General features: G+C 55.4%; 12 protein-coding genes. 4 read left to right on the top strand and 8 right to left on the bottom strand.

The features are described 5' to 3' along the window. Positions 1 to 2 precede the first annotated feature (2 nt). The 7 genes from OE750_RS05550 to cysQ all read right to left on the bottom strand — a co-directional run bounded on the left by OE750_RS05550 (position 3) and on the right by cysQ (position 8,052). Positions 3 to 1,682 carry a beta-1,6-N-acetylglucosaminyltransferase gene (locus OE750_RS05550; protein ID WP_263762628.1) on the bottom strand — a complete coding sequence of 560 codons (1,680 nt, stop codon included), beginning with the start codon at positions 1,680 to 1,682 and terminating at the stop codon, positions 3 to 5. A 17-nt stretch (positions 1,683 to 1,699) separates the two neighbouring features. Then, complete coding sequence (locus OE750_RS05545; protein WP_263762625.1) at positions 1,700 to 2,686, bottom strand: glycosyltransferase family 2 protein; 987 nt, start codon at positions 2,684 to 2,686, stop codon at positions 1,700 to 1,702. Between the two features lie 71 nt (positions 2,687 to 2,757). Further along, a complete protein-coding gene (locus tag OE750_RS05540) occupies positions 2,758 to 3,993 on the bottom strand; it encodes a glycosyltransferase family 4 protein (RefSeq protein ID WP_263762298.1) in 1,236 nt (411 codons plus the stop codon). After that, positions 3,983 to 4,966, bottom strand: a complete 984-nt coding sequence (gene galE / locus OE750_RS05535) for a UDP-glucose 4-epimerase GalE (RefSeq protein WP_263762296.1) — start codon at positions 4,964 to 4,966, stop codon at positions 3,983 to 3,985. Before galE ends, OE750_RS05540 begins: the two co-directional genes overlap by 11 nt. A 16-nt stretch (positions 4,967 to 4,982) precedes the next feature. Further along, on the bottom strand, positions 4,983 to 5,879 hold the full coding sequence (galU, locus tag OE750_RS05530; RefSeq protein ID WP_263762294.1) for a UTP--glucose-1-phosphate uridylyltransferase GalU: 897 nt from the start codon (positions 5,877 to 5,879) through the stop codon (positions 4,983 to 4,985). A gap of 156 nt (positions 5,880 to 6,035) precedes the next feature. Further along, a complete protein-coding gene (locus OE750_RS05525; RefSeq protein WP_263762292.1) occupies positions 6,036 to 7,253 on the bottom strand; it encodes a glycosyltransferase family 2 protein in 1,218 nt (405 codons plus the stop codon). Position 7,254: 1 nt separating this feature from the next. After that, complete coding sequence (gene cysQ, locus OE750_RS05520) at positions 7,255 to 8,052, bottom strand: 3'(2'),5'-bisphosphate nucleotidase CysQ (protein WP_263762290.1); 798 nt, start codon at positions 8,050 to 8,052, stop codon at positions 7,255 to 7,257. A gap of 138 nt (positions 8,053 to 8,190) precedes the next feature. Here cysQ and OE750_RS05515 point away from each other — a divergent pair, with 138 nt between their 5' ends. Then, complete coding sequence (locus tag OE750_RS05515) at positions 8,191 to 9,012, top strand: ABC transporter permease (RefSeq protein WP_263762289.1); 822 nt, start codon at positions 8,191 to 8,193, stop codon at positions 9,010 to 9,012. Positions 9,013 to 9,062: 50 nt separating this feature from the next. Beyond that, on the top strand, positions 9,063 to 9,695 hold the full coding sequence (locus OE750_RS05510) for a hypothetical protein (protein WP_263762287.1): 633 nt from the start codon (positions 9,063 to 9,065) through the stop codon (positions 9,693 to 9,695). Here OE750_RS05510 and OE750_RS05505 read toward each other — a convergent pair. Further along, complete coding sequence (locus tag OE750_RS05505) at positions 9,667 to 10,281, bottom strand: alpha-ketoglutarate-dependent dioxygenase AlkB family protein (protein WP_263762285.1); 615 nt, start codon at positions 10,279 to 10,281, stop codon at positions 9,667 to 9,669. The two genes, OE750_RS05510 and OE750_RS05505, sit on opposite strands and share 29 nt — an antisense overlap. A 199-nt stretch (positions 10,282 to 10,480) precedes the next feature. On the opposite strand from OE750_RS05505, the gene dnaK reads away from it, so the two are divergent. Together dnaK and dnaJ are read left to right on the top strand one after the other, a co-directional pair. Then, the gene (dnaK, locus tag OE750_RS05500) at positions 10,481 to 12,394 is read left to right on the top strand and encodes a molecular chaperone DnaK (RefSeq protein WP_263762283.1); all 1,914 of its coding nucleotides are present in this window, start codon (positions 10,481 to 10,483) and stop codon (positions 12,392 to 12,394) included. Between the two features lie 75 nt (positions 12,395 to 12,469). Continuing rightward, entirely contained in the window at positions 12,470 to 13,621 is a 1,152-nt protein-coding gene (gene dnaJ, locus OE750_RS05495; RefSeq protein WP_263762280.1) for a molecular chaperone DnaJ, read from the top strand. Positions 13,622 to 13,716 lie beyond the last annotated feature (95 nt).

The following is a 13,716-nucleotide window of genomic DNA, read 5'->3' as shown; positions in this document are numbered from 1 at the left end:
CGCTACTTTACCAAATAGGGTTTCGGAGTGGGTTTGTGCACACCTGTCGGGTTCCCGACCACGGGGAAATCACCCATGAGATAGGGGTGCATGCCTTGGTTCTTCAGGTTCTGGAGAAACTGGCCAAAGCCGGAGAGGTCGTTCATCTTTGGTGCTTCGGCCAAGCGGCGAAGCGATTTGAAGCCAATCTCGTCAATGACTGTCTGTAAATGTTCCATTGGATTTTCGATAAAGTCGGCCATGGTCCAAATCCGGATTCGCGCCTTGGAATGGGGCGAGCGCAGCACATCGAGAAACTCGCTTTCGATCTTTTGCAACTCTGCCGCTTCGGCACGCAGCTCGCTGAAATTTTTGTTGGAGCGAAAGAGAGGCACGGCCCACGCACCGCTAATCACAGAAATCTGCGCATTCGGATCAGCTGCCATAAGCCATGTCAGCTCTTGGCTGTCTGCGGGGCCGAACTGGAAGCACTGACGTTCGCCTCGTGTGTTCCAGATCAAACTAGTGAGAAAGGCGCGCGGATTGTAATCGCGCACAGCGGCGCTGTCGCTCAGAGCACCGTTGATTACACTTTGCTCACCCGAGTAATGCACCCGATCAGGCGCAAACAGATGGCCATGCACCTTTGTACCCGTCGCCTTTGCAAACCACGGCTCAAACTCTTCAAACAGGTCTGAAAAACCCTGTAGCACCGAGTATTGCCCCGAGGTCGTTCCATTTTCCCAACCGTGGTTGGGGAAGCGGCTGTGCATATAAAGCCCCGGCCGCCCGCGTGTGCGGCGGTCAACGGCTTTGGCGAAAATGCGGTCAATCTTGCCCGGGTTTGGCTCGGTGCGGTTGGCGGGGCTTTCTTTGACAGTGAGAAATACTTCATAAAGCCTGTTGGCATGTGGCCAGATTTTGCGGGCAACAAAACAGTCCGAGCGCTTGAGAAGTTGCAAGTGATCATCATAAAAAATATGCGGTTTGCCCTGAAAGTCAAACTTCGAGAGCGTCAGTGAGCGGCTCTCAATCTTCTGGCTGCGCTGGCGTGCGAGGGTTTGGAAGTAGCTTTCGTCGGGAATCCAGACGCGCTTGAAGAAACGGTCATAAAGGCCGCGGTCGGGGTCTTCCAAAATCCCCGAAAGGGTCTGCCGCGTCAGGCACCACCATTGGCTTCCCATGTGTGGCACAATCCCGTTGGGCATCTTTCTCTTGAAGCGCAGAGCCCGCTGGATAGCAACATAACGGTCAAACAAAATCCGCTTTCGCTTCCAGCTAAACGGAAAGCGCAGGGTAAAGCGCTCTTCATCGAGCCCGCCTACAGTCCAAGGGACATCGGCAGTGGTCGCGCTTTCGATAAAATCGGTGTTTGGCCGCTCGGCCAGATAATCAATCAGCTCTTCAACAGGCCGAAGTGGCAGGCAAGACCCGCTGGCAAGGTAAACGTGGCGCACCGCCTCAAAGCTCTCAAGCATCAGCTCGCTGGCTTCCTGCGTCGCCGCGACAATCCCCCATGTGCCCCATTCGCAGCGGTGTCTGTTTGAGAAGCGGATATCGTCAAGTTCTGATAGCCTGGCTTTGAAGGTGTTGAAAACGGGTTTTGGCACGGCTTTGTCGACATGGATCACAACAGGGCAACCCGCCGCGTTCCAGTGCCGGGCGATCTGCTCGGCACGGTCAAACGCGGTGTGCACCAGCATGATGATGCCCACACCACTCACGCCCAGTTCCCCTTTGACATAAGGCCCAGAATTTCAAGCTGCCGCCAGTTGATGTATTTTTCGCTCCACTTGCACCAAAGGTCGGGGTTGTCCGTCATGTTTTCGGCATAGGCGCGATACTCTACGCTGGCAGAGTAATGCTGCCGCCGTTCAAGTTCTTCCGAGGCCTTCTGGGTGAATGTGTCGAGAAACTTGGTATGCAAGAGCACGCCGCTCGCCTTTTCGCCGCCCCACTCATCATAAACAAGGTTAAGCCCGCGTGGCAGCAACATATGGGTCGAGCTGACATAGGTGTATTTACGATCCCATTTCACCAGCGGAACCTTGTTCAGCGCAGGGGCTTTCTCGGGCTGGTCCTTGAAGAACGTGCGCCCGCGTGGCCCGCCTTGTATCCACAAGTTGCCGAACTTCTTGTTCTTGTTGATCATGTAGTTGCCGGAATCAAACCAGCTGGTGATCTCGAGCGGGTTCTGCCCCTCACGGTATGGCTGAGCGTCAATCCGCCCCTTTGGATACATATCCAGAAGCATCGCACTAAAGCTTTTGATCGAGCTGGCATCAAGCCAGTCTGTCAGTGCCCTGATGGGCCGCGTGTCACAGAACGGATAGACAAGGAATTCGTCAGGGTCGACAACAAGCGCCCAATGCCCATGGGCGTGCTTCATCTGCAACCAGTTCAGCCAGTCTACACCGAAGCGCGCGCGCTTGTAGCTCTTCGCGGTGTGCCAGACAGACACATCCGGCTGCTCCATGAGGTATTCGAGCGAGCCATCGCTGCTGTCATTATCAACTATGAAAAAGTGATCAACGCCTTGGTCGCGGTAATACTTGAGAAAATAGGGCAGGCGCACCCGCTCGTTGCGCAGAGTCGAGAAGCAGAGAATATCGTCAGGCTTTACTTGTGAAGTGCGGTCCGACATTGCCTTCAGTTCGCGGCGTTTGCGAAACGCGCGAATACGCCAACGGCGGCGCTGCAACCTCAAGCGATATGACTGGACCAAGCCCAACTGCTACCTCACCTCACGGCCTAAAACTATTACCTGAACCATCTGTATCACGTCTCACTTAAGACGAGGTTGAAATGTGCGGTCCATGTTGGCGGGGCGAAGGCTTCTCGTGTGGGCCTTTGTCCTGTCCGCCTGCTTTCAGCCAATGACATTATCCTTCTAATCCAAAGATAGCTGTCATTAACGCTTGCGTAAACGGGAATATCGGCGAGCAACTCTCTGTAAACAGGCAGATCGGCGCAGATCACAGGCACTTTTCGTGCGGCGGCTTCCAAAACAGGCAGCCCATAGCCCTCGGCAAGGCTGGGAAACACAACCCCCGCTGCCTCATCAAGCAGTGCAGCAATGGCCCCGTCGCTCAATCCAGCCACCTCATGCACAAACCGTCCCTTCAGGCGCGAGTTGTCGAGGCGGAAGAAAAACTCTTCATTTTTCCAGCCCCTCTGCCCGCAAATCAGCAAATGCGGCATGTCCTGCGGTGGAACCTGTTTTTCGATCTGTTCCCAGACATCAATCAGCAGCAGGTGGTTCTTGCGTGGCTCAAGTGTGCCCACGCAGACGAAGAACGGCTCTTCAAACGGCAGACCCTTGGGCAGTGCGCTCTTGTCGGCTTTATGCAGATCAACGCCCAAATGCGCCACAAGCCTTTTGGGTGTGCGTCCATATTCAGCCATATGTCGCTCTGCGCTTTCCTGTGTGGCGCGTGAATTATAGATCACAAGATCCGCTTTCGCAGAGACACGTCTCAGAAACAGCTTGAAGCGTTCCACAGATCCCTCACGCTGAAAATGCGGCAGATCAAGCGGAATGGTGTCATGCACAAACACAGCAATCGTCGCGCCACGCAGGGCTTTAACACCGGTTATCACATAATCGGTCAGGTTGCTGTGGCCTGTGTTGAGATAGGCGGTTCTGTCGGGCAAATGTCGCTTCAGCATGCGGCCGAGTCCCCGCCTTGTGCTGCGGGCAGTAGAGAGTTTCCGCATATCTGTCAGTGCGCGTTGCAACTCGGGGCTCAGTTTGGAAAACACCTTAGCAAAGCGACTGGCCGCGCCCCAAGGTTTTATCCCGTCAATCTTGTCGGCAAGCTTGCGTAAGCCGGCCTCATCCAGCAGCAAAAACCCGAGCGGCGTTCGGATTAGCCCGTAAGCAGGTACATCGCTCTCCAGCACTGCATCCAGATAGGCACGTTCTACACGGTCAACACCGGTCAGCACGCGCCCCGCGCGGCTTATCAGCCGTGACAGGTCTAAAAGGCGGGCAGCGGGCGTGTCATTTCTCATAGTGTCCAGTCTGATGCCATTTCCACGCATCAGCTACCATTTTTTCAAGGTTCGATCGCCGTGGCATCCAGCCAAGTTCGTCTTCGGCGCGTCTTGAGCCGGAAACAAGTTTGGTGCAGTCGCCCGCGCGGCGCGGCCCTTCGTTGTGCGGCACAGCCTTACCAGTCACCTCTGCGGCACGATCCATCACCTCGCGCACAGAAAAACCTGTGCCGGTTCCAAGGTTGAAGACACGGCTGCCTTTACCGTCTTTGAGCCACTTCAGCCCCAGGACATGCGCATCAACCAAATCACAGACATGCACATAATCGCGGATGCAGGTGCCGTCAGGTGTGTCATAATCCGTGCCGAAAATTGTCAGCGCCGCGCGTTTGCCATCAATCGCATCAAGGATCAGCGGAATGAGATGTGTCTCGGGTTGATGATGCTCGCCCACTTCCCCTTCAGGGTCAGCACCCGCCACGTTAAAGTAGCGGAAAATCACGCTTTCGATCCCGTCACTCGCACCAAAATCCTTGAGCATATCCTCGATCGCGCGCTTGCTCGCGCCATAAGCGTTGATCGGAAGTTGCACGCTCTGCTCGTCAAGCACCACATTGTCCTGGTCACCATATGTTGCGCAAGTGGAGCTGAAAACAAAGTGCTTACATCCCGCTGCCGCCGTCGCTTCGATCAGGTTGAGCGAGCCGCCAGCATTGTTGAGCCAGTATTTTCCTGGCACTTGCATGCTCTCGCCCACTTGGCTCAGCGCAGCAAAATGCATCACTGCGACAGGTCGATAAGCGGCAAACACCTCGTCAAGCCGCGCGCGGTCAAGCAGGTCGCCCTGCTCAAAGGGTCCGAACTTCACGGCATCGGCCCAGCCGGTGACAAGGTTGTCAAAGGTAACGGGGTTAAACCCCGCGGCCTTCAAAGCCTTACAGGCGTGTGAGCCGATATAACCCGCACCACCTGTGACCAATACGTTTTCCAAAGTGAACCTCGGGTGTTTATTCTGCTGCTTTACGGGTGTTGTTCACAACATGCTGCAAATACCCCATCAGGTCATCGCGTAGCTCCGGGCGGTCAAGCCCGAAAGAAACTGTCGCTTGCAAGAAGCCTGATTTGGAACCGCAATCAAAGCGCTGCCCCTTGAACCGGAAGCCGTTAACGGGGCGACCCTCTTCAATTTCGTCAGCAATCGCGTCCGTCAGCTGGATTTCTCCGCCTGCGCCCGATTTCTTTTTGTTGAGGTTGCGCAGCACATCTGGTGTGAGGATATAGCGGCCGATCACGGCAAGGTTTGAGGGTGCTGTTCCTGCACTTGGCTTTTCAACCATACCTTTCAAGCTTACACGCGAACCCATGTCTTCTTTCACATCAAGAATACCATAAGAACTGGTTTGTGCCTCCGGCACTTCCATCGCGGCAACCATACATCCGGGCGATTCTTCGTAAGCTTCAACCATTTGCTGCAAGCAGGGCTTTTCAGCGGCAATCACATCGTCAGGCAAAATCACCGCAAACGGCTCGTTCGAGATAAGCCGACGTGCACACCAAACCGCATGGCCAAGGCCAAGCGCCTTATGCTGGCGGATATAAGCAATCGCGCCACTTTCCATGTTGGTTGACTGGAGAATTTCAAGCAGCTCGTCCTTGCCGGCCTTGCGCAGTGTCTGCTCAAGCTGCGGAGCTTCATCAAAATAGTCCTCAAGCGCACCTTTGCCACGCGAGGTCACAAAAATAAATTCCTTGATGCCCGCGGCTCGCGCTTCATCAATCGCATATTGGATCAGGGGACGGTCAACCAATGTCATGATTTCTTTGGGAACAGACTTTGTTGCCGGGAGAAAGCGTGTTCCCATGCCAGCGACAGGGAAAACGGCTTTGGTAATCTTCTTCTTCATTCCTGACCTCATTCTTCAAGGCGTGTTACTGAATATGCACACAAATTTTAATGTGTCATGCCACGAAAATCCTGCGTCGAGTATAGTATAGGTCTTAAAAATGGGACAAAGGCGGGGAATTTTTCTTACTGTGGCGCATTTGTTATGCAATATCGCTTAGCCGCGTGCCAGTGCCACCCGTTTCTGCTCTTTTCTGAGCCTTGCGCGGAAGCTCGCCAGACAAAATGAGGGTTCGCTGCGGTTGGCTTTGCCAAATTGTCCGCCTGTCTGCTCCCAGTAGCCTGCGTCAACATATCTAACATGGTGAAAGCGCGTGCCAAACGAGAACAGGTAAAGTGAAACATTCGCCCCCTGAGCCGCCAGTTCGGCTGCCTCGCGGCGCAGCTTTTCGCGTTGGCTCCAACGCCCTGAAACTGTCACGCTTCCGCTGCGGTCGGGTAAAAACGGCAGGAAAGCGGGTGGATGATGCAGCGTGCCCGGATACTGCCCCATATCCCTGTGCTCTCCGGCCTTGAACCCGGCTTCGAGACTTCTCAAAACCTCAGCCGCATCCGCTTCGCTCTGCAAGCCACGGCTCACTTGGTCAGCGAGGCGCTCTGTCTGTTCTTCCGCCATTTCCGAGCAACGCGGCTCAAGCGCGATGCCGTGTTTTCGCAGCAAAAGCACCGTGCTCGCGCCGACATCAAACAAGTCTGTCACCGTGCGGTCCGCCTTGCGCCGTGTGCTGGCTTTGTAGGCATGGTGCACTTCGGCGTTGGGGCAAAGTGCTGTCTTGTGGTGTGCGGCCGCAAGCCGCAGGTTCAGGTCGGTTTCGTCGAGAAAAAAGTGAAACCCCTCGTCAAACCCGCCCAGCGCAACAAGCACATCGCGGCGCACAGCCATGTTTGTGCCCTCGGTTTTTACAGCAAAACCAGTCTCTGTTTCAGGGATAAACGGCTCATTGCCCTCCGTCTCAACCACAGTTGCGCGCCCGGCTTCATCTACCTGTCGCGCGGTCCACTGGTAAGAAATCCCGTTGCGGCCGCGCACATATCCGCCCGTTGCCATAACCTCGGGCAGATCAAACCCCGCAACCAGATGATGCAGCCACATAGGCTCCGCGGCCGCATCGTCATCGACAAAAGCGATGATCTCTCCCGCAGCTTCAGCCACGCCCTTGTTGCGCGCGGCAGCGATGTTCGGCTCCTCAAAGGGCACAAGCTTCACGCGCCCGTCAAAGCGACTTTCGCTGACGTAGGCGCAGGCTGCAAGATCGGCGACAACGACAATTTCGAAAGGCTGATAAGCCTGCCCTCCCAGCGCCGAAAGACACCACAGAAGGCTCTCGGGCCGCCCGTGGCTTGCAACAACAACGCTGACGGAAGGGTCTGTCATATCATGCCTTTTTCAGTTCAACCGCAGGGGAATAGGCAATGAAAAACGGGTTCGCATAGCCCTCTTTGCCGTAAACAAGCGGGTCGTGGTTATCAAACACAACAACCTTGCCGCCCGCACCATGCAGAACAGCATGGCCCGCCGCCGTATCCCATTCCATCGTGCGGCCAACGCGCGGATAAATGTCGGCCTCACCCGTTGCCACAAGACAAAACTTCAGGCTCGAGCCAGCGCTCTTGCTGTCTTTAACGGCATATTTGTTGATGTAATCATCCGTTGCCTGATCGCGGTGCGATTTTGAAGCAACCACCATCAGCGCAGTATTGTCACTGTCAGCTACCTTGATGGCCCGCGTCACCCCTGCTTTGGTCTTATCAAACGGCCCCTCTTCCTCAACGGCGCTGCCGTCGGCCAGAGTGTAAAACATCCGCTCTTTCGCCGGCGCGTAAACAACACCTCGCGTCGGTACGCCACGCTCCACATAAGCGATATTCACAGTAAAATCGCCGCGGCGGTGGACAAACTCTTTGGTCCCGTCCAGCGGATCAACAATCAGGAAGGTATCCGCCTGCTGGCTATGTGTGGCCGCCTGCTCTTCGGTGATCAAAAGCACATCAGGAAAAGCTGCGCGCAAACCCGCCGAGATGATGGCGTCCGCTGCCTCATCGGCCTCTGTTACAGGGCTGTCGTCCGATTTTGATTTCACCTCAAAGTCATCACGACCATAGATTTCCATAATCTTGTCACCCGCAACAAGCGATAGCTCGCGCATCACTTTGGCCAGTTTCTCATAGTCCATTTGCTCTTATCCTTTGGTATCAGTGCCTCAATTCACGGTTTTGTTGCTTAGGCCGCTTATCCCCTTTATGATACGGGCGTAACGGTTCGGCAAGAATTGCAACGTAAAACAAACCGCGAAAGACGGAGCAGGCAGCAGATGTTTCGGGTTAACAGGCGCAGGTCGGCGATCACTTCGGCCCTCATCATCTTTGAGCTGATCTATCATTCGGTGGTTCATTCCATTCGCTCGGCTCACGGCAACGCCATCATGTCGCTGGTGACAAACCTCATGCAAATGGCAATCATGATTCTGGCGTTTTACATCATGTTTTCGCTACTCGGCTTGCGCGGTGCCGCCTTGCGCGGCGATTTTCTTATCTACATCATGTCAGGCATCTTTCTCTACATGACTCATGTGAAAGCGGTGGGCTCTGTTTCTGGTTCTGCTGGCCCGTCGTCGCCGATGATGCTGCACGCCCCGATGAACACGATCGTTTCAATCGCCTCGGCGGCCCTTGCCTCGCTGTATCTGCAATTCCTGTCCGCTTTCGTGATTTTGTTCTGTTACTACATGGCGGTCACATCTTTTGTCATCGACAAGCCGATGGCCGTCATCGCCATGCTTTTGCTGGCGTGGTTTACAGGCTGCGCTGTCGGAATGGTTCTGTTGGCGATCAAGCCGTGGTTTCCCGGCTTTGTCGCGGCCTTCACGCTCATCTACCAGCGCGCCAATATGATCGCATCTGGCAAAATGTTTGTCGCCAACTCAATGCCAAGCTTCATGCTCGCCATGTTTGACTGGAACCCGCTGTTTCACATCATCGACCAGTCGCGCGGCTTTGCCTTCATCAACTACAACCCGCGCAACAGCAACTGGGAGTATGCCCTTATTGTCGGGATCGTTCTGATCATGATCGGCCTCATGGGCGAATTTTACACCCGCCGCAACGCCTCTGTTTCATGGAATGCACGCAGGTAGGGTTTTCAGCCAAACGGCTTAACGAATTTACCAATCAAAGGAGGTTCACAATGGCAAAATCGGCTCTGCTGCTCGCTGGCTTTCTAGCCGTCTCCGGTGCGGTTGTTCAGGCGCAGAATTTTCCATCACTGTTTGATGTCGAGGGTGTTGGCACGGGTGATATCCTTTACATCCGCGACAAGCCTTCCAGTAAGTCCAGTATCATCGGGGCTTACGAATTCGACGAGAAATCAATCGAGGTTATCCGCGAGCAAGATAACTGGGGGCTCGTGAATTATGAAGAAGGCATCGGCTGGGCTTCGCTCGACTTTCTGAAGCCTGTGGAATTGCCAAGTGACTATCCGGCGGTCTGTTTCGGAACAGAGCCTTTCTGGTCATCCGGCAAAAAGCAATATGAAGGCTCTCCGGAAACCTGGGTTACATTTGAAGCGATGGGCGAGGACGAGCTCAATTTGCTGATGAAGTCTACGGACGGGTCACTGTCTTCAGGCGATACAACCGCGCTTTTTGCAGAGAATACCTCGGAGTTTCTGGTGGCTTTGGTCCGGCGTGAAATATGTAGCGATGGCATGAGCGACAGGGTGTTTGGCCTCTCCGCTGAAATAGTCATCGGGCAGGGCGAAAACCTGAGGCACGTCTCGGGCTGCTGCTCGCTCAAGTCACCACCCGCATCGTCAGATTGATCCGCCCGCCATCGGGCAAAAGCGTGCTTGAGCCGAAGCGGATCTTGTCAACGCCGTGATAGGCCAGCCGCGCCTCGCCGCCCAACACAGCAATGTCACCCGAGCGTAGCCAATGCGATGCCGTCTTGCCGCCCCGCTCTGCCCCGCCCACACGGAAGAGTCCTTCATCTCCAAGACTCACCGAAACGACAGGCTGGCTAAAGTCGGCCTCGTCCTTGTCCTGATGCAGCCCCATCCGCGCGCCTTCGGCGTAAAAGTTGATCAGGGCACATTCGGGCACGCGCGCGTCAGGCGCCACAGCTCTCCAGACCGCCAGCAAGCTCTCGGGAATGTCTGGCCATACCGTGCCGCGCGGGTGCCGCGCCTCATACCTGTATCCGCGCCTGTCGGTGATCCAGCCGAACTGCCCCGCCGCCGTCATTCTGACACTCATCTTTTGCCCCCTCGGCGTTTCGGGGGTGTAAAGCGGGGCCGCGCGGGCAATTTTACGGACATCGTCCAAAAGCGCTTCTTGCGCCGCCCGATCCAGTGCATCGGCATATAAATCTACGCCATTCAGGCCGATCTTATGAGCCAAATTCACCATGTATCCACCTTTCTGGGCGAAAAGCCCTCATATTTGCCGATTCTTCTTTGTCTCGGCGCTTGCAGGGGCATTTTTCGCTCCTTATATACCCTCCGAAGCCCTTGAGCCGGAACTCTCCGGCCCAAGCTAACAGATCGGGGGCAGATGCCGTAACGGGTCTGTCGTCGTAACATCGCCTTAACGTAGAAGGGATCAGAATATGTCAAAAGTCATTGGTATTGACCTCGGCACCACAAACTCATGTATCGCAATCATGGACGGCTCTGCCGCCCGCGTGATTGAAAACTCCGAAGGCGCGCGCACAACGCCTTCTATCGTTGCTTTCACAGAAGATGAACGCCTCGTCGGCCAGTCCGCGAAGCGTCAGGCTGTGACCAACCCTGAGAACACTGTCTTCGGTGTAAAGCGCCTGATCGGCCGCCGCTTTGATGATGCGGATCTCGCCAAAGACAAAAAGCACATGCCTTTCAACGTGGTTGATGGCGGCAATGGCGACGCGTGGATCGAAGCGCGCGGCGAAAAGTATTCGCCCAGCCAGATTTCTGCCTTCATCCTCGGCAAAATGAAAGAAACCGCCGAGAGCTATCTTGGCGAGGAAGTCACGCAAGCGGTTATTACCGTGCCTGCCTACTTCAACGATGCCCAACGCCAAGCCACAAAAGACGCGGGCAAAATCGCCGGCCTCGAAGTGCTGCGCATCATCAACGAGCCGACAGCCGCCGCGCTGGCTTATGGCCTCGATAAAAAAGAAACCCAGACAATCGCGGTCTATGACCTTGGTGGCGGTACATTTGACGTGACCATCCTCGAAATCGACGATGGCCTCTTTGAAGTGAAGTCCACCAACGGCGATACATTCCTCGGCGGTGAAGACTTTGACATGCGCATCGTCAGCTACCTTGCCGACGAGTTCAAAAAAGAGCATGGCGTTGATCTGACCAAAGACAAAATGGCGCTCCAGCGCCTTAAAGAAGCGGCTGAAAAAGCCAAGATCGAGCTCTCCAGCTCGTCACAAACCGAGATCAACCAACCGTTTATCTCGATGGGCAAAGACGGCTCACCGCTTCACATGGTCATGAAACTGACACGCGCCAAGCTTGAAAGCCTCGTGGGCGATCTGATCAAAAACTCGCTCAAGCCTTGTGCTGCGGCGCTCAAAGATGCTGGCCTTTCAACTGGCGATATCGACGAAGTCGTTCTCGTCGGCGGGATGACCCGTATGCCGAAAGTTATCGAAGAAGTGACAAAGTTTTTCGGCAAAGAGCCAAACAAAGGTGTGAACCCTGATGAAGTTGTCGCCATGGGCGCAGCCATTCAGGCCGGCGTTCTGCAAGGCGATGTGAAAGATGTTGTCCTGCTTGACGTGACACCTCTCTCGCTCGGCATCGAAACACTCGGTGGCGTCTTCACCCGTCTGATCGACCGCAACACAACGATCCCGACGAAAAAGTCGCAGATCTTCTCCACAGCGGAAGACAACCAGAACGCCGTGACAATCCGCGTGTTCCAGGGCGAGCGTGAAATGGCAGCCGACAACAAGATGCTCGGCCAGTTCAACCTCGAAAATATCCCGCCAGCTCCCCGTGGCCTGCCGCAGATCGAAGTCACGTTTGACATCGACGCAAACGGTATCGTCTCGGTTGGCGCAACGGATAAAGGCACCGGCAAAGAGCAGAAAATCACCATTCAGGCCTCGGGTGGCCTCTCTGATGCCGACATCGAGAAAATGGTGAAGGACGCTGAAGAAAACGCAGATGCCGATAAGGATCGTCGCGAACTCGTCGAAGCACGCAATCAGGCCGAGAGCCTCATTCACTCGACAGAAAAGTCGGTTGAAGAGCACTCCGATAAGGTTGACCCAACGACAGTTGAAGTCATCGAACTGGCCATCGCCGCGCTGCGTGACGACCTTGATAAAGAGGACGCGACTGCTGAGAAGCTGAAAGCTGGCATCCAGAACGTGACGGAAGCCGCCATGAAGCTGGGCGAAGCGATCTACAAGGCACAGGCCGAAGCGGGTGATGATGAACCTGCCGCAGCCGATCAGGGCGGTTCCGACGATGATATCGTCGATGCCGACTTTGAAGACCTTGGCGACGAAAAGCGCAGCTAAGCGCCTTAGAAAGCTTGGCAAAGGCCGGTCCGCGTGCCGGATCGGCCTTACCTGTTTTCAGAAAGGGTAACTCCCATGGCAAAACGCGATTATTATACGGTTCTGGGCATCTCCAAGGGTGCCTCTGCCGACGAAATCAAGAAAGCCTATCGCACCAAAGCGAAAGAGCTTCACCCCGACCGCAATACAGACAACCCCGAATCCGAAGCCCAGTTCAAAGAAGCGGGCGAGGCTTATGATGTCTTGAAAGACGCCGATAAAAAGGCCGCCTATGATCGTTACGGTCACGCCGCCTTTGAGGGCGGAATGGGCGGCGGCGGCCGGCCCGGTGGCGGATACGGCGGTGGGCAGGGTGACTTTTCTTCAGCCTTCTCCGATGTGTTCGATGACCTCTTTGGTGATTTTATGGGCGGCCAGCGTGGAGGTGGTCGGCAGCGTGCAGCGCGCGGTGCAGACCTGCGCTACAATCTGCGCGTTTCGCTGGAAGAGGCCTATTCCGGCCTGCAGAAAACCATTTCGGTTCCCACTTCTGTAGCCTGCGATAGCTGCAATGGAACGGGCGCAGAAGGCGGTGCAGAACCAACCACATGCCCGACTTGCTCAGGCATGGGTAAGGTTCGCGCGCAACAAGGCTTCTTCACCGTTGAGCGCACCTGTCCGACATGCTCTGGCCTCGGCCAAACCATCAAAAATCCCTGTGGCAAATGCCATGGCCAAGGGCGCGTTCAAAAAGACCGCTCCCTCGCCGTGAACATCCCCGCAGGTGTCGAGACAGGCACACGTATTCGCCTCGCGGGCGAAGGTGAAGCCGGTATGCGCGGCGGCCCAACGGGCGATCTCTACATTTTCATCGAGGTCGAAGCGCACAAAATTTTCGAGCGTGAAGGGGTCAATCTCTTTTGCCGTGTTCCCGTTAGCATGGCCGCAGCCGCGCTCGGCGGCGACATCGAAGTGCCGACAATCGATGGTGGCCGTTCGCGCGTGAAAATTCCGTCAGGCTCGCAATCTGGCCGCCAGATGCGCTTGCGTTCCAAAGGTATGCCCGCCCTGCGCGGCGGTGGTGCTGGGGATATGTTCATTGAACTCGCAGTCGAAACGCCTGTGAACCTCACGAGCAAGCAAAAAGAGCTGCTGAAAGAGTTCGAGAACCTTTCGGAAGACAACAACCCCGAGAGCAAGAGCTTCTTCTCTTCGGTCAAGAACTTCTGGGATTCGATGAAAGGCTGATTTTCGAATCATTCACAGTTTCGGGGCGCGCTTTCGGGTGCGCCCTTTCTTTTTGGTTAACGCGCACCGCTCGCTGCTATAACACAAGCTCTTTT

The sequence above is a fragment of the Lentibacter sp. XHP0401 genome (assembly GCF_025751535.1).
In the GTDB taxonomy this organism is placed as follows: Bacteria; Pseudomonadota; Alphaproteobacteria; order Rhodobacterales; family Rhodobacteraceae; genus Lentibacter.
This window is presented reverse-complemented; position numbering and strand designations above follow the sequence as displayed.